Genomic DNA, 16918 nt, shown 5'->3' with positions numbered 1-16918 from the left:
GCACGACGATGGCGATCAGGACCGCGTCCGACCGTGACGATGCGCCGGAAGAAGCGCATGAGATCAATGTCACGCCCTTCATCGACGTGATGCTGGTGCTGCTGATCATCTTCATGGTGGCCGCACCGCTGGCCACCGTGTCGGTGCCGGTGCAGCTGCCGGCCAGCAATGCCAGTGCCACGCCGCCGGAACAGGCACCGGTGTACGTGACCGTCCAGGCCGATCTGTCGCTGCGCGTTGGTGAACAGGCCGTGGCGCGCGACAGCCTGGCGGCTGCATTGCAGGCGGCCACTCACAGTGACACCACGCAGCGCATCTTCCTGCGTGCCGATACCCGTGTGCCCTATGGCGAACTGATGGCCACGCTGGATGCGCTGCGCGCGGCCGGCTACCTGAAGGTGGCGCTGGTCGGCCTGGAGCAGGGCGCACGATGAGTGGACTGCGGCGCTGGGTGACCAGCCTGGCGATCGTGCTGCTGGTGCATGCGCTGTTGATCGGCGCGGCCTGCTGGTGGGCGGCCCGTGCGCCAGCACTGGCTGCAACGGCGCCGCCCGCGGCACTGATGCTGGAACTGGCGCCGATGGCGCAGGCACCGCCGGTGCCGCCGCGCGAGGTCGCGACCGGGCCGCTGCAGCAGCAACAACAGCGGCAGGCGCCGACGCCGGCCGTGCGTGAACAACCCAAGGCGCCGGCGCAGCCGCAGGGTGACCTGCCGCCGCCGCGTACACCGGAGCCGACGCCGTCGCCGGACACCGCTGACGCCAATGTCGCGCAGACCAGTGCACCGCCGCAGGTGGCGGCTGATGCGGCCACACGCTACACCGCACCGCAGACCACGGCGGGTGAGCGCAGTCGTGCCGAGGCGACCTGGGAAGGACGCCTGCTCGGGCACCTGCAGAAACACCGCCGCTATCCGCGCCAGGCCGAGCGGCTGCGCCAGCAGGGTGTGGTCTACGTGCGCTTTGCGGTTGCCCGCGATGGCGCGGTCTCGGGGTTGAAACTGGGCCGCAGCAGTGGCTTCGCGCTGCTCGACCAGGAGACGCTGGACACCGTGCAGCGGGCCAGCCCGGTACCGGCGCCGCCGGCCGAAGTGGCCGGCGACCCGGTGGACGTGATGGTGCCGGTGTCGTTCTTCCTGCGCGGGCGCTGACCGCTTTGGTAGACCCGGCCCCATGCTCGACTGCTCTGCTCTTGCTGCCCTTGTAGAGTCGAGCTTGCTCGACTGCTCCTGCGGTGCGGGCCAGAAGCAGTCGAGCAAGCTCGACTCTACGGGTTTGCGCATGGTGTGGATCTACAGCAGCGGCACCAGCAGCAGCGCCACGATGTTGATGATCTTGATCAGCGGATTGATCGCCGGACCGGCGGTGTCCTTGTAGGGATCGCCAACGGTATCGCCGGTCACTGCCGCCTTGTGCGCCTCGCTGCCCTTGCCGCCGAAGTGGCCGTCTTCGATGTACTTCTTGGCGTTGTCCCAGGCGCCGCCGCCGGTGGTCATCGAAATGGCCACGAACAGGCCGGTCACGATCGTGCCGATCAGCAGGCCGCCCAGTGCGCGCGGCCCCAGCAGCAGGCCGACCACCACCGGCACCGCCACCGGCAGCAGCGACGGCACGATCATTTCGCGGATCGCCGAGCGGGTCAGCATGTCCACCGCCTTGTCGTACTGCGGCTTGCCGGTGCCCTGCATGATGCCGGGGATCTCGCGGAACTGGCGGCGCACTTCCTCCACCACCGCACCGGCGGCGCGGCCGACCGCTTCCATCGCCATCGCACCGAACAGGTAGGGAATCAGGCCGCCGATCAGCAGGCCGATGATCACCGTGTGGTCGCTGAGGTCGAAGCGGAATTCCTGCCCCGGATGTGCTGCCTGCAGGTTATGGGTGTAGTCGGCGAACAGCACCAGTGCCGCCAGTGCCGCAGAGCCGATCGCATAACCCTTGGTCACCGCCTTGGTGGTGTTGCCCACCGCATCCAGCGGATCGGTGATGTCGCGGATTTCCGAGGGCAGTTCAGCCATCTCGGCGATGCCACCGGCGTTGTCGGTGATCGGTCCATAGGCATCGAGGGCGACGATCATGCCGGCCATCGACAGCATCGCGGTGGCGGCGATGGCGATGCCGTACAGGCCCCCAAGCGCGAACGCGCCCCAGATTGCCGCACACACCGCCACCACCGGCAGCGCGGTGGACTTCATCGAAATGCCAAGGCCGGCGATGATGTTGGTGCCATGCCCAGTGGTCGAGGCCTGTGCCACGTGCTGCACCGGCTTGTACTGGGTGCCGGTGTAGTACTCGGTGATCCACACGATCAGGCCGGTCAGCACCAGCCCGATCAATGCGCAGCCATACAGCGCCATCGGCCCATGCACGTTGTCACTCATCAACCCGGTGGTGATCGGGTAGAACGCAATCGCGGCCAGCACGCCGGACACGATCACGCCCTTGTACAGCGCCCCCATGATCGAGCTGCCCCGGCCACTACCCGGTTCGCCCACCTTGACGAACAGCGCGCCGATGATCGAGGCGATGATCGACACGCCGCCCAGCACCAGCGGATACAGCACCGCATTGGCGCCTGCCTCGGCCAGCATCAGGCTGCCCAGCAGCATGGTGGCGATCACGGTCACCGCGTAGGTCTCGAACAGGTCGGCGGCCATGCCGGCGCAGTCGCCGACGTTGTCACCGACGTTGTCGGCGATCACCGCCGGGTTGCGCGGGTCATCCTCGGGAATCCCGGCTTCGACCTTGCCGACCAGGTCGGCACCGACGTCCGCGCCCTTGGTGAAGATGCCGCCGCCCAGGCGCGCGAAGATCGAGATCAGCGACGAGCCGAACGCCAGCCCGACCAGTGCATGCAGCGCCTGTTCCATCGGCAGGCCCATGCGCAGCAGCAGCGCGTAGTAGCCGGCCACGCCCAGCAGGCCGAGGCCGACCACCAGCATGCCGGTGATGGCACCGCCGCGGAAGGCGACGTCCATTGCGGCGCTGATGCCGTGGCGTGCAGCTTCGGCAGTGCGCACGTTGGCGCGTACCGACACGTTCATGCCGATGTAGCCGGCCGCGCCGGACAGTACCGCGCCGACCGCGAAGCCGATCGCGGTGTACCAGCTGAGGAACACACCGACCAGCACGAACAGCACCACACCGGCCACGCCGATGGTCAGGTACTGGCGGTTGAGGTAGGCACGCGCACCTTCCTGGATCGCGGTGGCGATCGCGATCATGCGTTCATTGCCGGTGGGTTGGCGCAGGATCCAGCGCGCCGAGACGATTCCGAACAGGATCGCGAGAATGGCGCAGCCCAGCGCCAGTGACAGCCCGTGACGTTCCAGCATTAGACCCCTCCGCAGAATGGATGTAGGCATCCAGTGGCGATGAACGGCACCACGAGGGGGACGACGGGCTGCAGCCTGGAACCAACCCGTACCGACCTTGGTGGTCGTCCGACGTATGGCGGTGTTCAGCATTCCCTGGTGCCCGCAGTATGCGTGCCGCCACCTGTAGAGTCGAGCTTGCTCGACTGGCTTTTGCGAGCCGCGCCGCATCACCCGTGGGCGTCCTCCCGCTGAACGCATCGCCATGCGCGCGGAACCCGCCGCCAGTCCATGAGCATGCTTCGAGATCCACAGGCCTTTGCACCCCGTTAAGCCAGCCTCTGCAAGCCTGCGCTCAGTCCCGTAGGAGATTCCCCATGCGCCTGTCCCTGTTGATGCTTGCCGCCCTGGTCCCGGCCGTACCGGCACTCGCCGCGGAAACCCCGGAGCTGCAGCGTGCCGTGGGTGCCCCCCAGGCCGTGGGCGCGGTGCACACCCTGCGGCAGATTCCCGAGGCCTGCGCGCGCCTGGAAGGTGCCTTCACCGGTCAGGCGGCCGAGCCGTATCGCTTCGCACCGGTGCGGACCAGCGAGCAGTGCCAGCCGCGCGCGCGCTTCGTCGACTACGCCAAGGCGCAGCCAAGCGCCGACAAGGGCTGGAAGCTCAATGATGTGATCCGCGTTCCCAGCGCCGCCTGCCCGGCACAGCAGGCCGTGGTGCGCGTGTGGCGCCTGCCGTCGAGCAACAAGGTCGAGCTGGACGGGCAGGGCCAGTCGCGCATCTATCTGGAAGAGGCCAAGAAGCAGGCCGCCGCCGGCCAGATCCCGCAGGTGACGATGTTCGCCGCGCAGCTGCAGATGGAAGGCAAGGCCTGCAACTGAGGCCGTCCAGCAGCGCGCATCCACGCACGGCGTGGATCTACTTCGCTGCGCACCGGTAGTGCCGGGCCATGCCCGGCGGGCAACCTGGTAGTGCCGGCCGCTGGCCGGCAACCCTGCAATCATCACTCCGCCAGCGTCGCCCCGCGCGCCACCAGCAGCTCTCGCAGGGCCCTGCGATGGCAATGCGCTTCATCCTCGCAGTAGCACCCCACGCTGATGTCGCTGTGCTGTGACATCGCGGCCAGAAGATCCAGCGCGTGGGCCGCGTCCGGCGCCTTCATCTCGGCCTTGTAGTGGCGGAAGAACGCATTCCAGTCGGCCGCGGTTTTCGCTTCGTGCGCCCGCTTTACCAGTTCCGCGCTGGGTGACAGGGTCGGGAACCAGACGTCGTACCAGTCCTGTTCCGCGAACTCACTGCGCGGCACGCCGCGTGGCGGCCGCCGCACGGTACCGATGCGCAGCCCTTCGCCGGGGTGGCGCGGCGTACCCAGTCGAACAACACGCAGTGCCATGATGACCTCCGGACGGGGTATCCATCATCCTGCGATGCACGTGCGCCAGGTGTGAACCGCTGTGGAAACGAAAAGGCCCGGGCGCCTGCGCACCCGGGCCTTTTCCCATGCTGGCAGCGATCAGTTGCCGCGGCAGTCCTTCAACCACAACACACGACCAATCTGGTCGTAGCTGTCGACCACGCCGGTCAGCGTCACCTTCTCGCGCGGGCGCAGGGCCAGCGCATACGCGGCCTGATTGGCTGCAAACGAGCAGGAAATGGCCACGCGCTCAAAGTCGATGCTGCCATCGCTGGGCAGGTCGAAGCTGGTGTTGTAGGTGCCGCCACTGCGCAGCACGGAGGTGATGCGACCGGTGATGGCGTAGGTCTTGCCCTTGTAGCGCGGCTCGACCGCGGCCGGGTTGTCCTTGTTCTGGTTGCGCAGCTGGAAGCCGAAGCGGTCGGCGGCAATCGTTACCACCGACGCCTGCGGAGTGGCCTTGGCTGCCTGTTCGCCAGCCTTGCCCGGCTTGATCTGGTTGAGCAGCTTGCACATTTCTTCGCGCACGCCATCGGCCGAGGCAATGGCGCCCTTGTTGACCTTCACCACCATGCCGACGGTGCCCTGGCCGCCTTCGGAGGTGGCACTGATGATCATCGGAATCGGTTTGTGGGCCATGGATTCCGGCTCTTCGATCAGCATCGAGCCGCCTTCCACGTCCTCGCTGAGGACGTCCATGTTGGCGTTCTTGGCGATCACCCGCATCTGGCCGATGGCACTGGCCACGGTCAGGTCTGGATGGGTGACCGATGAGGTGAAGGTCGTGCCGACGAAGGGATTGCCCTTCTTCTGGAAGTTGCTTTCGCAGGTCGCAGCGAAGGCCGGCGCGGCGGCACCGGACAGCAGCGCGGCGATCAGGATCGGGTGCTTCATGGTTACAGTCCTTGTGAAATGGCAGCACAGGCCCGGGCCTTGAAGGCCGGGCAGCGTCGAATCTGGCTTGCGGCGGCCCCTTTGCCCCGGGCCGGAGCCCGATTGTGGGGTGCTTCGGCGGCCGCCGCAATGTGCCCTGCGCTCCGCACAGGGCTCAACACAAAGGGGCGTATACGACTTAATCCCCTCCGTCCCCTTTTTCGGCTCAGCCCTCGAAGGCCGGCAGCTTCTGCTTCACGGCCACGTTCTTCAGCGTCACGTACTTCGGCAGGCCGTCGGTGCCGTACGGCAGCGGTGCTTCGCCCTTGATCAGCGGCGACAGGTAGGCGCGTGCCTTGGCGGTGATGCCGAAGCCGTCGCGGCGGATGAAGCCGGCCGGCATCTTCTTCTCGTGGTTGGCGATCTTCGACAGCGGCGCCGCTTCGATCTTCCAGCGATAGGGCGCATCGCTGCTGCGCACGATCACCGGCATCACACCGTTCTGGCCCTTCAGCGCCAGCTGCACGGCGGCCTTGCCGACCGCCTGCGCCTGCTCCCAGTCGGTCTTGCTGGCCAGGTGGCGGGCCGAGCGCTGCAGGTAGTCGGGCAGCGCCCAATGCACCTTCAGGCCCAGCTGGTCCTTGACCCGGCCGGCCAGGTGTGCCGCCACGCCGCCCAGCTGCGAGTGACCGAACGAGTCCTTGCCGCCGCCCGCGTCGGCGACGAAGCGGCCATCGGCGGTGGCGATGCCTTCCGACGCCACCACCACGCAGTAGCCGACGCGCTCGACCACCGCCTTGACCTTGGCCAGGAACGCCGCTTCGTCATAGGCGCGTTCGGGCAGCAGGATGATGTGCGGGGCCTCGTCATCGCCATTGCCGGCCAGGCCGGCGGCCGCCGCCAGCCAACCGGCATGGCGACCCATCGCCTCGTAGATGAAGACGCGGGTGGAGGTCTCTGCCATTGCCGCCACGTCCAGCGCCGCCTCGCGCACCGACACGGCGGTGTACTTGGCCGCCGAGCCGAAGCCGGGGCAGGTGTCGGTCACCGCCAGGTCGTTGTCGATGGTCTTGGGTACACCGATGCAGGTCAGGTCATAGCCGGAGGCCTTGGCCAGCTGCGAGACCTTCAGCGCGGTGTCGGCCGAGTCGTTGCCGCCGTTGTAGAGGAACCAGCGCACATCGTGGGCCTGCAGCACCTGCAGCAGGCGGTCGTAGCGGGCGCGGTCGGCATCCAGCGATTTCAGCTTGACCCGGCACGAACCGAAGGCGCCGCCCGGGGTATGGGCCAGCGCGCGGATCGCGGCGGCACTCTCTTTGCTGGTGTCGATCAGCTCCTCGCGCAGGGCGCCGAGGATGCCGTTGCGGGCGGCCAGAACCTTGATGCCCTTGGCCCGGGCCTGCTCGATCACCGCCGCCGCCGTGGCGTTGATGACCGCGGTGACACCGCCGGACTGGGCGTAGAGGAGAGTACCGTTGCGCATGCTTCTACCTGCTCGGGGGAGGGGACATTGCAGGGACATTACCCGGATGCGGTAAAGTGGCGCTATTGCGGTGCAGCGATACCGGTCCGTCCGGGACGCGAACCTTCTTTGTTTTCAACACGTTGGAGTCAGGTCAATGCGATTGGTTCTGTTGGGACCGCCCGGTTCGGGCAAGGGGACACAGGCGACGCGCCTGAAGGAAAAGCTGGGGATCGCCCACATTTCGACCGGTGACATGCTGCGCGCGGAAATCGCCGCGGGCACGGAGCTGGGCAAGCAGGCCAAGACGGTGATGGATGCCGGCAACCTGGTGTCGGACGACATCCTGCTGGGCATGCTGGAGTCGCGCCTGACCCAGGCCGATGTCGCCAAGGGCTTCATCCTCGATGGCTACCCGCGCAATGTGGCCCAGGCCAATGCGATGGACGGCCTGCTGGCCAAGATCGGCCAGCCGCTGGATGCCGTGGTGCAGCTGGACGTGGCCACCGAGCTGCTGGTCGAGCGCATCGCCGGTCGTGCCAAGGAACAGGGCCGCGCCGATGACACGCCGGAAGCGGTGCGCCAGCGCCTGCAGGTCTACAACGACCAGACCGCCCCGGTGGTCGACTTCTACGCCGGCCGTGGCACCCTGGCCCGCGTCGACGGCGTCGGTGAGCTGGACGAGATCGAAGCCCGCATCCTGGCGGCGATCAAGGGTTGATCCTGCAGGGCCGGTGCACTGCCGGTCCTTCGGGCGCAAAAAGCACAGGCCTGGTCCGCGAGGACCAGGCCTGTGTCGTTTGATAGGCGCCAGCAGAGGGCTTGCTCAGGGCCCCGCAGCATGAGCTCCCTTGGGGATGGCCTCTTGGGGAGTAGGACCGGTTCGGGTACTGCGGCTGGCAGTTCGAATTGTGTCCGGGTTCACAGAACATCGCTATCGGGATTTCCCTGACAGATGATTGGAGTTTTCTCACATCCTGTGTAGGACTTGTCTTACCCCGGATCGGACATTGGCCCTATACAGCCGTCATCGGTCACAATCCTCGGTCATGAGCAGCGTACATATCCTTGCAATCGCCGGCACGTTCATGGGCGGCGTGGCCGCCCTGGCGCGGGAACTGGGCCATACGGTCAGCGGCAGCGACCAAGCCATCTATCCGCCGATGTCGACCCAGCTCGAACAGCTGGGCATCACCCTGGACCAGGGTTACCGCGCCGACAGCGTGCCGGCCGGCACCAATGAGGTGGTGATCGGCAACGCGCTCTCGCGCGGCAACCCGGCCGTGGAGGCCGTGCTCGACGCCGGCCAGCGCTACATCTCCGGCGCCCAGTGGCTGTCCGAACAGGTGCTGCCGGGCCGCGACACCCTGGCCGTGGCCGGTACCCACGGCAAGACCACCACCACCACCATCCTCACCTGGCTGCTGGAAAGCGCCGGTCGTTCACCCGGTTTCCTGATCGGCGGCGTCGCCGAGGATTTCGGCGTCTCCGCCCGCCTGGGCCAGGGCCGCGAGTTCGTGGTCGAGGCCGACGAGTACGACACCGCCTTCTTCGACAAGCGCAGCAAGTTCGTGCACTACCGGCCGCTGGTGGCCATCCTCAACAACCTTGAATACGACCACGCCGATATCTTCCCCGACGTGGCCGCGATCCAGCGCCAGTTCCACCATCTGGTGCGCACGGTGCCGGCTCGCGGCCGCTTGATCGTCAACGGCGAGGACCAGCACCTGGCCGAAGTACTGGCCATGGGCTGCTGGACCCCGGTGGAGCGTTTTGGTTTCGATCCCTCGCTGGAATGGCATGCCGAACTGCTGGCCGCCGATGGCAGCGCGTTCCGCGTGCACCACCGTGGGCAGGCACTGGGTGATGTGCAGTGGTCATTGCTGGGCCGCCACAACGTGCTCAACGGCCTGGCCGCACTGGCCGCCGCGCATGCGGTGGGCGTGGCACCGGCCGACGTGATTCCTGCGTTGTCACGCTTCCGCAGCGTCAAGCGCCGCATGGAAGTGATCGGCCAGCATGACGGCATCACCATTTACGACGATTTCGCCCATCACCCGACCGCGATCGCTACCACATTGGAAGGCCTGCGTGCCAAGGTGGGTGATGCGCGCATCGTGGTCGCGATGGAGCCGCGCAGCAATTCGATGCGACTGGGCGCACACGCTCAGGCGCTCGCTCCGTCGCTGGCGCTGGCCGATGAAGTGGTGTTCCTGCATCGCCCGGAACTGGCCTGGGATGCCGCTGCGGTGATCGCCGCGGTGCGTGGCGAAGCGCACGCGGTGCCCGATACCGACGCGTTGCTGGCGCAATTGCAGGCCAGCGCGTGCAGTGGTGACCACGTGGTGTTCATGTCCAACGGTGGCTTCGACGGTGCACCGCGCCGTTTCCTGGCCGCGCTGCAGGCCCGATGAGCGTCGACGGTTCGCTGCCGCTGTTTCCGCTGCACACCACGCTGGTGCCGGGTGCAGCGGTGGGCCTGCGTGTATTCGAGCGGCGCTACCTGGACCTGGTCCGCGACAGCGGCCGCAGTGGCGAAGGCTTTGGTGTCTGCCTGATCCTCGACGGCCAGGAAGTGGGAGCCCCGGCGACACCGGCAGCGTATGGCGTGCAGGTACGCATCGAAGACTTCGATGTCGGCGCAGACGGCGTGCTGCAGTTGCGCCTGCGTGGCACCCGCCGCTTCCATGTCGAGCGCACCCGCGTACGCGACAACGGACTGGTGGTGGCCGACGTGCGCTGGTGCGACGAAGACCCCGACGATGAGCTGCGGCCGCAGCATGCGCTGCTGGCCACGGTGCTGGGGCACATCATCGAGCAGGCCGGTGAGGCCTATGCGCCGGCCAATCCGGCGTTGCTGGACCAGGCCAGCTGGGTTGGCTGGCGGCTGGCCGAACTGCTGCCGCTGAGCGAGCAGCAGCGCCTGCAGCTGCTGCAGATGGATGACCCGCACCAGCGGTTGCAGCAATTGCTGGGCTGGATGCCGTAGCCGATAACCGCCAACCAAGGTTGGCCACTACCAGAGCGCAGCGGAACCGGGAAACGCCAACCAGGGTTGGCGACGGCCAGAGCGCGGCGGAACCGGGAAACGCCAACCAGGGTTGGCGACGGCCAGAGCGCGGCGGAACCGGGAAACGCCAACCAGGGTTGGCGACAGCCAGAGCGCGCCGGAACCGGGAAACGCCAACCAGGGTTGGCGACGGCCAGAGCGCGCCGGAACCGGTAGATGCCAACCTTGGTTGGCGGCCTTTTCCCGAAGAGCCAACCAAGGTTGGCATCTACCAGAGCGGGCGGTAGCGCCGGGCCGTGCCCGGCGGCGCCATCACGGCATGGTCTTCAACCGCAACACCGGCAGCCCGGTTTCGCTGTGCACGTCTTCGCGCTGCGGCAGGTCCTGCACGGCGTCCTTCACCGCGTTCAACGCCGGGTCGACACCACGCAGCGGGTGCCACATGCCGATCCATTCGAAGTGGCGCTCGTAACGCAGAGTCTGTGCACTGCCCAGCCACAGCGGCGTGTTGCCCGGCTGCAGCTGCGCGGGTGCCGGCCACAAGCGCAGCACATAGCGCTCATCCGGCTTCGCACCCTGGCGCACCATCAGCAGTGCTTCCACGCGGGTGTCCAGCGTGGCCGGCAATACCGGCAGCTCGTCGGCGCCGGTGTTCTTGTCCAGCATCAGCAGCGCCTGCTGCCAGCCGGCCTGCTCCTGCCGCTTCCAGCCGCGGGCTTCCAGCTGCGTCTGCAGCGGCGCCAGCGGGCCCGCCACCTGCACGTCCAGCGGCCAGCGCTGGTCGTCGTCGAACTCGTTGCGGCGCGCCGGCAGCGTGGCCCAGTCGTGCTGCCACCAGGCTTGCGCATCCATCGCCTGCGGTGCCGGCAGGGTCGGCTCGAACCGCTCCAGCTTCACCGGAATGTGGCGCGGTGCGTACCACATCGCCGCCACGGCGAAGACGCCGTAGAACAGCCAGGCCACCGGCTTCACCCAGAACGAGCGGTTGAAGCGGCGGCGATAGGCGATGCCCAGCACCAGCAGCCAGAACGTGCCGAACAGCATGCCGCCGATCACATCGCTCAGCCAATGCGCGCCCAGGTACAGGCGCGAGAAGCCGATCAGGCTGACCACGATGCCCGACACCAGGTACGGCCAGACGCGGGTGCGACCGGGCATCTCGCGGGCGATCAGCACCGCGAAGAAACCGAAGGTGATGGTGGCCATGGTCACCGACACCGACGGGAAGCCAAAGCCGCTGCTGGCATCGACCGGGCGCACCACATCCACGGTGGCGCCGAGCAGCATGGTCAGGGCCAGGCCGAAGGCAAGCGCGGCCAGCCAGTGCGCGGCGGCCATCCAGCGCCGGCGCCAGATCAGATAGCCCATCGCCGCCGCGGTGGCCGGCAGCAGTACCTGCCAGGCGCCCAGCGATGCCAGCGCGGCCATCGGGTAGTCGGCCAGCGGATTGCGCAGCGCCAGCATGGCCTGGTGCACCAGCAGGTCGATCGCCAACGGTTCGCCATGGGCGACCACCACAGTCAGCAGCGCGAACCAGCCCCAGCCCAGCACCAGCAGCATCAGCGCCAGCATCGCCAGCGGCACGGACTCACGCCGCTTCGGGTCCAGCACGCCAACGGTGTAGCGGCCCAGCGTCGGGTGACGGTTGGACCAATCCAGCAGGCGCGCCAGCCAGTTGTCCATGCGCGCGGCCGACCAGCGGTAGCCGTACAGAACGATGGCCCAGACCAGGCCGAGGATCACCGCCAGCAGGCCGACCACCACCACCAGTCGTCCGGCCACGGCGGCCACGGCGTCATACGCCTCGCCAAGAATCCAGCCCGGCGCCAGGAACAGCACCGCCCAGGAGATGCTGGCGATGCCGCTGGCCTGCACGTAACGGCTGGCGGGCATCTTCATCATGCCGGCGATGGCCGGCACGAACGGTCGGATCGCGCCGACGTAGCGTGCGATCAGGATGCTCTTGAAGGCATTGCGGCGGAACAGGTTCTCGCCGCGGTCGAGCAGCTGCGGGTAGCGGCTGAACGGCCAGATGCCGCGCAGGCGGTCGCCCCAGCGTCGGCCGATCCAGTAACTGATGCCGTCACCAGCGAACGCGCCCAGGGCGGCTGCCGCCACCGCGTATGGCCCGGAGATCTGGCCCAGGCCGATGAACACGCCCACCGCGAACAGCAACGGCAGCGCCGGCACGATGGCGCCAAGAATGATCACCGCATCGCAGAAGGCGATGAGGAAGATAACGGCACCCGCCAGCACGGGGTGAGCGGCAATCCACGCGAGCGTGGCGTCGATCCATGAAGAGTCCATTGCCCGATTATAGGGGCGTGAAGGTGACTGGTTCCCAGCCGCTTCGTGACCGTTTGCAACCGGCGCCTTCGCCTAGAATGGCCCCATGCCGCATACGCCAGACGCTCCATCGCACGCTTTGAAGGCCGACAGCTTCGGCCAGATCCTTCTTGTGAAAGGGCCCGATGGCCCCTTCGTGCGCCGTGATCTGGGCGCCACGCCGCTGTGGCTGCGGCTGCCGGCCTGGTGGCTGGCCCGCCGCGAAGCACGCGCGCTGCGCCACATCCACGGCATGGCCGATGTGCCGCAGCTGCTGGCGTGGGATGGCCGTCACCTCGACCGCAGCTTCATGGCCGGCGATGCCATGTACCAGCGTCCACCACGCGGTGACCTGGCCTGGTTCCGCTCGGCGCGTCGGCTGCTGCAGCAGCTGCACCGCAATGGCGTGGCCCACAACGATCTGGCCAAGGAAGCCAACTGGCTGGTCACCGAAGACGGTCGTCCAGCGCTGATCGACTTCCAGCTGGCGGTGATAGGCAACCCGCGCTCGCGCTGGATGCGGCTGCTGGCCCGCGAGGACCTGCGCCACCTGCTCAAGCACAAGCGCATGTATTGCCGCGAGTCGCTCACCCCGGTGGAGAAGCGCGTGCTCAAGCGCACCTCGTGGGTGCGCGAACTGTGGTTCGCTACCGGCAAGCCGGTCTATCGCTTCGTGACCCGCCGCATCCTGCATTGGGAAGACAACGAAGGGCAGGGGCCGAAGCCGTGAGCAGTGCGTCCGTCGTGAGCAGGCCGCCAACTGCCTGCAGCGTGCTGCGTGCGCAGTTGCCCGGTGCCGACTTCGTGCACGCCTGCCAGGCGACGACCCGTCGCGATGGGCGCTCGGCCCTGCAGGCCTATCGCGATATGGCGGCGACCATTCCCGGCTGGTTCGATGGGCTGATGGCACTGCGCAATCGCGGCATGCGCCTGCTCGGCATGAAGCACCTGGGCTCGTTGCGGGCGGTGCAGGTTGTTGCGGATCCTCAACCCGGCCAGCGGCTGGGCATCTTCACCCTGCAGTCGCTGGACGACGATGCCATCGTGCTGGAAGACGACGACCGCCACCTGCGCGTGCAGCTGGCGCTGCAGTGGCAGGGCGACGTGCTGGAAGTGGCGACCGTGGTGCATACGCACAACGCGTTCGGGCGTGTGTACATGCTGCCGGTCGCCCCGGTGCATCGGTTGATCGTGCCGCATCTGTTGAAAAAGCAGGTGCAGTTGTACCGGTAGATCCAGGCCATGCGTGGATGTGGTTTGTGATCCGTGGGCTGCTTAACGGCTAAACGGCTCATTGCCAAGTGCCGCATAAATGTGGATTCCGCTGGCAGCAGAAGGCTCGCGACATCCAAACCAGGGACAACCCGCAAAAGAATCATTGAGGTGATGCATGTGGTATTGCGCACACGCCATTTTCTACTACGAGAGTCCAGGACAGGGGGCGTTCCGGGTGCATGAGAACGTGTATCTGATCAGTGCCGACAACGATGAACACGCTCTTGAGAATGCAGAAGCGCTTGCTTCCGGGTATGAGGATCTGACCGGTCGCCTGGTGGGTGAAGACGGTAGGCCTTCCCTCTATCGATTCGCCGGAATTCGCAAGCTGATATCAGTGGCGAGTGATGAGGACACTGCCGAGGGACGCCTGCACTCGGGTGTGGAGGTCACGTACTCCGTCATGGCGGTGGATACGTTGGACCAGGTGAAGCGGCTTGCCCGTGGTGATGGCGTGGCAGTGCTGTACCAGGAATAGAAATGTAGAGCCGAGCCATGCTCGGCTCTATAGGGGGCGGTGGCTTTACGGCGTCGCCGGCACCACCTGCTGGCCAATGAAGTTGCGCTTGGCATCGAAGTCATAGGCGATCTGCAACTGCCCCACATCCGGGCAGGCGTGGCAGTCGCGCAGCGGCGTGCGGTACAGCAGGCGGATGCCGCCGTTGTCCAATGGCGAAGCGCCTGCCGACTGTGCCGGCGCGAACGGCGTGGCCTGCGGGTTGGCCTTCAGCAGCTCCTGCACAGTGGGGTCGGCACGCAGGGTGTCGTCCAGCTGCACGGCATCCACGTCGATGCGCTTGCCGCTGGCATCGACCAGTCGCGTGCCCTCATTGGTATTGGCGCGGAAGGGATACTCAATCGTGGCAATGCCCAGCCCTTCGTTCTCGTGCCAGGCGGTCACATAGGCCAGCTCACCGCCGCTGGACAACTGCTCAGCGGCAGTGATGGCATCGGTGCTGGCGCCTCCGGCGCGCATCGCATCGCGCAGGCAATCACGGGTCGCAGCATTCTCGCCCTGGCGGCAGGCGTTGAGGTCGCCATCCCAGACCACCGCCTCGCTCCAGCGCATCTTGCCGTCAGCGGCAGCCTTCTCCGCGCTGGGCGCGTCACCGGCGGGTGGCTCCTTGCCGGGTTCCGGCGAACGGCCCTGGCAGGCAGTCAGCAGGGCAAGCCCCAGGGCAGGCAGCAACAGGCGGGAACGGCGCATGGCGTGGACCTCGTGCGTTGTCTGGAGGCCCAAGTATCGTCAAGGGCGGGTGAACTCCGCGTCGGCGCGGCATACTAGCGGCTCATTGCATACGCTGGAGTGTGGAACGTGGGCAGTCTGCAGGGCAAAACCCTTTTCATCACCGGTGCCTCGCGTGGCATCGGCCTGGCCATCGCACTGCGCGCTGCGCGCGACGGCGCCAACGTGGCCATCGCGGCCAAGTCGTCGGTGCCGAATCCGAAGCTGCCGGGCACGATCCATAGCGCGGCCGAAGCGGTAACGGCAGCCGGCGGCCAGGGCCTGGCCCTGAAGTGCGACATCCGCGAGGAAGAGCAGGTGCAGGCGGCGGTGGCGGCCACGGTCGATACCTTCGGTGGCATCGACATCCTGATCAACAACGCCAGCGCGATCTGGTTGCGCGGCACGCTGGATACGCCGATGAAGCGTTTCGACCTGATGCAGCAGGTCAATTCGCGCGGCAGCTTCCTGTGCGCGCAGGCCTGCCTGCCGTACCTGCAGCAGGCGCCGAACCCGCACATCCTGACTCTGGCGCCGCCGCCCAGCCTGGAGCCGAAGTGGTGGGCACCGCACACCGGCTACACGCTGGCGAAGATGGGCATGAGCTTCGTCACCCTGGGCCTGGCCGCCGAATTCGGTCCGCAGGGCGTGGCGGTGAATGCGCTATGGCCGCGCACGGTGATCGCCACCGATGCGATCAACATGATTCCGGGCGTGGATGCGGCTGGCTGCCGTACGCCGCAGATCATGGCTGATGCCGCACATGCGGTGCTGGTGCGTGAAGCGGCCGGCTTCCACGGCCAGTTCCTGATCGACGATGAAGTGCTGGCACAGGCCGGTATCACCGATCTTTCCGGATACGCGGTGGATCCGTCGCGGCCGTTGTTGCCGGATCTGTTCCTGGATTGACCGCGCGTCGCTGGAAGAGGCCGAGGGCTGCGACCCTCGGCCTGCTGCGCTAGAATGCGTGGCTGTAATCGTTTTCAACAAGGATGTGAGCACATGTCACGCACTCTTTCCGTGGCGGCGCTGGCCGCTTCGCTGTCGTTGATCCTGACCGCCTGCGGTGGCAAGGCACCCGCAGCTGCGGGCGCCGCCGCTGCCTCCGGCACGCTGGACGCCAACACGGCCCCGTCCGATACACAGCAGCAGTTGACCGCCAAGCTCAACGCCTACATCGGCTGCTTCAACGCGCTGGATTCGAAAACCCACGGCAGCATCCAGTCCTACACGCGCTGGATCAAGGATGTCGACGCTGGCCCGACCGGACGCGAGACGCACGTGTACGGCCCGTTCGAGATCAGCGACTACGACATGAAGCAGTGCGACGCTCCGGTGACCGAGGCGATTGCTGCCAAGCCGGCGCTGGCCGAACTCGATGCGGCTGCAGGTCACTACCAGCAGGCGCTGAAGGCGCTGGTGCCGGTCAGCAAGGACGCGCATGACTACTACGATCGCCAGGACTACGAAGACGACCAGTTCGCCAAGGGCAAGCAGCTGCACGCGCCCTTGATGGCTGCCTTCAAGGATTTCGTGGCAGCCAGCGAAACGTTCAATGCCGAGCTGGAGCGCCAGAACGACGCCGCCCAGCGCGAGCAGCTCAAGGCGCTGGAACAGGCCGAGGGGCGCACGCGCGAGTACTACCGTCTGGCGATGATGCTGGAAGCCAAGGCGATCATGGATCTGATGAGCGAGGATGATTTCGATCAGGCCAAGGCCCGCGAACGCCTGGATGCCTTCAACCGCATTTCCGATGAAGCGCACGCCAAGGTTGCCGACCAGGAACCGGGCAAGTCGGACTGGGAAGGCTTCGAGCGTGGGGCCGAGAATTTCCGGCGCGAAGGCAAGGAGCGGCTGCAGCGCGTCAGCGAGAAGAAGCCTTACACCGATTTCGAACGACGCATGCTTGATTCGCCGTCGATGGCGCCGCGTGGCTCTGCCAACAAGCTGATGCAGGAGTACAACACGCTCGTTTTCCAGAGCAACCGCCAGTGACTGGCGCGCCAGCACCCATGCGAGAG

General features: G+C 66.9%; 17 protein-coding genes. 11 read left to right on the top strand and 6 right to left on the bottom strand.

Translation table 11 applies throughout. From position 1 onward, the window contains the following. Positions 1–8: 8 nt before the first annotated feature. Together exbD and ACZLIB_RS18910 are read left to right on the top strand one after the other, a co-directional pair. Complete coding sequence (gene exbD, locus ACZLIB_RS18915) at positions 9–434, top strand: TonB system transport protein ExbD (RefSeq protein ID WP_032128391.1); 426 nt, start codon at positions 9–11, stop codon at positions 432–434. Beyond that, positions 431–1150: an energy transducer TonB gene (locus ACZLIB_RS18910; protein ID WP_478468409.1), complete on the top strand. Its 720-nt coding sequence runs from the start codon at positions 431–433 to the stop codon at positions 1148–1150. The genes exbD and ACZLIB_RS18910 overlap by 4 nt, the downstream gene beginning before the upstream one ends. Before the next feature lie 141 nt (positions 1151–1291). Here ACZLIB_RS18910 and ACZLIB_RS18905 read toward each other — a convergent pair whose 3' ends face one another. Further along, positions 1292–3334 carry a sodium-translocating pyrophosphatase gene (locus ACZLIB_RS18905; RefSeq protein WP_478468408.1) on the bottom strand — a complete coding sequence of 681 codons (2043 nt, stop codon included), beginning with the start codon at positions 3332–3334 and terminating at the stop codon, positions 1292–1294. 356 nt (positions 3335–3690) lie between these two features. Here ACZLIB_RS18905 and ACZLIB_RS18900 point away from each other — a divergent pair, with 356 nt between their 5' ends. Further along, positions 3691–4194 carry a hypothetical protein gene (locus tag ACZLIB_RS18900; protein ID WP_010484000.1) on the top strand — a complete coding sequence of 168 codons (504 nt, stop codon included), beginning with the start codon at positions 3691–3693 and terminating at the stop codon, positions 4192–4194. A gap of 122 nt (positions 4195–4316) precedes the next feature. On the opposite strand, the gene ACZLIB_RS18895 is transcribed toward ACZLIB_RS18900, so the two are convergent. The 3 genes from ACZLIB_RS18895 to ACZLIB_RS18885 all read right to left on the bottom strand — a co-directional run bounded on the left by ACZLIB_RS18895 (position 4317) and on the right by ACZLIB_RS18885 (position 7083). Then, positions 4317–4706 carry a DUF488 domain-containing protein gene (locus ACZLIB_RS18895; RefSeq protein ID WP_032128407.1) on the bottom strand — a complete coding sequence of 130 codons (390 nt, stop codon included), beginning with the start codon at positions 4704–4706 and terminating at the stop codon, positions 4317–4319. A 120-nt stretch (positions 4707–4826) separates the two neighbouring features. Beyond that, positions 4827–5621, bottom strand: coding sequence for a hypothetical protein (locus ACZLIB_RS18890; RefSeq protein WP_032128387.1), 795 nt, complete (start codon positions 5619–5621; stop codon positions 4827–4829). 205 nt (positions 5622–5826) lie between these two features. Continuing rightward, positions 5827–7083, bottom strand: a complete 1257-nt coding sequence (locus ACZLIB_RS18885) for a 6-phosphofructokinase (protein ID WP_107431531.1) — start codon at positions 7081–7083, stop codon at positions 5827–5829. Positions 7084–7219: 136 nt separating this feature from the next. On the opposite strand from ACZLIB_RS18885, the gene ACZLIB_RS18880 reads away from it, so the two are divergent. The 3 genes from ACZLIB_RS18880 to ACZLIB_RS18870 all read left to right on the top strand — a co-directional run bounded on the left by ACZLIB_RS18880 (position 7220) and on the right by ACZLIB_RS18870 (position 10051). Beyond that, positions 7220–7783, top strand: a complete 564-nt coding sequence (locus tag ACZLIB_RS18880; RefSeq protein ID WP_032128385.1) for an adenylate kinase — start codon at positions 7220–7222, stop codon at positions 7781–7783. A 328-nt stretch (positions 7784–8111) separates the two neighbouring features. Next, positions 8112–9476: a UDP-N-acetylmuramate:L-alanyl-gamma-D-glutamyl-meso-diaminopimelate ligase gene (gene mpl, locus ACZLIB_RS18875; RefSeq protein WP_478468407.1), complete on the top strand. Its 1365-nt coding sequence runs from the start codon at positions 8112–8114 to the stop codon at positions 9474–9476. Further along, positions 9473–10051 carry an LON peptidase substrate-binding domain-containing protein gene (locus ACZLIB_RS18870; RefSeq protein ID WP_010484006.1) on the top strand — a complete coding sequence of 193 codons (579 nt, stop codon included), beginning with the start codon at positions 9473–9475 and terminating at the stop codon, positions 10049–10051. Before mpl ends, ACZLIB_RS18870 begins: the two co-directional genes overlap by 4 nt. Positions 10052–10384: 333 nt before the next feature. Here ACZLIB_RS18870 and ACZLIB_RS18865 read toward each other — a convergent pair whose 3' ends face one another. After that, positions 10385–12379: a bifunctional DedA family/phosphatase PAP2 family protein gene (locus ACZLIB_RS18865; protein ID WP_478468405.1), complete on the bottom strand. Its 1995-nt coding sequence runs from the start codon at positions 12377–12379 to the stop codon at positions 10385–10387. Positions 12380–12464: 85 nt separating this feature from the next. On the opposite strand from ACZLIB_RS18865, the gene ACZLIB_RS18860 reads away from it, so the two are divergent. The 3 genes from ACZLIB_RS18860 to ACZLIB_RS18850 all read left to right on the top strand — a co-directional run bounded on the left by ACZLIB_RS18860 (position 12465) and on the right by ACZLIB_RS18850 (position 14150). Next, positions 12465–13127: a serine/threonine-protein kinase gene (locus ACZLIB_RS18860; protein ID WP_478057755.1), complete on the top strand. Its 663-nt coding sequence runs from the start codon at positions 12465–12467 to the stop codon at positions 13125–13127. A 14-nt stretch (positions 13128–13141) separates the two neighbouring features. Continuing rightward, positions 13142–13630, top strand: a complete 489-nt coding sequence (locus tag ACZLIB_RS18855; RefSeq protein ID WP_478468404.1) for a DUF2867 domain-containing protein — start codon at positions 13142–13144, stop codon at positions 13628–13630. 157 nt (positions 13631–13787) lie between these two features. Beyond that, a complete protein-coding gene (locus tag ACZLIB_RS18850; RefSeq protein ID WP_071228176.1) occupies positions 13788–14150 on the top strand; it encodes a DUF4288 domain-containing protein in 363 nt (120 codons plus the stop codon). A gap of 45 nt (positions 14151–14195) precedes the next feature. On the opposite strand, the gene ACZLIB_RS18845 is transcribed toward ACZLIB_RS18850, so the two are convergent. After that, positions 14196–14879 carry a hypothetical protein gene (locus ACZLIB_RS18845; RefSeq protein ID WP_478468402.1) on the bottom strand — a complete coding sequence of 228 codons (684 nt, stop codon included), beginning with the start codon at positions 14877–14879 and terminating at the stop codon, positions 14196–14198. Positions 14880–14987: 108 nt separating this feature from the next. On the opposite strand from ACZLIB_RS18845, the gene ACZLIB_RS18840 reads away from it, so the two are divergent. Beyond that, positions 14988–15806 (top strand): SDR family oxidoreductase, encoded by an 819-nt coding sequence (locus tag ACZLIB_RS18840; protein ID WP_049400710.1) that lies wholly within the window; start codon positions 14988–14990, stop codon positions 15804–15806. A 93-nt stretch (positions 15807–15899) separates the two neighbouring features. Beyond that, positions 15900–16892, top strand: a complete 993-nt coding sequence (locus ACZLIB_RS18835; RefSeq protein ID WP_049400711.1) for a YiiG family protein — start codon at positions 15900–15902, stop codon at positions 16890–16892. The last annotated feature ends 26 nt before the right edge of the window (positions 16893–16918 follow it).

Source organism: Stenotrophomonas sp. 220_Sma, from assembly GCF_056487375.1.
The sequence above is the reverse complement of the archived record's forward strand: the minus strand, read 5'-3'. Positions and strand labels throughout refer to the sequence as shown.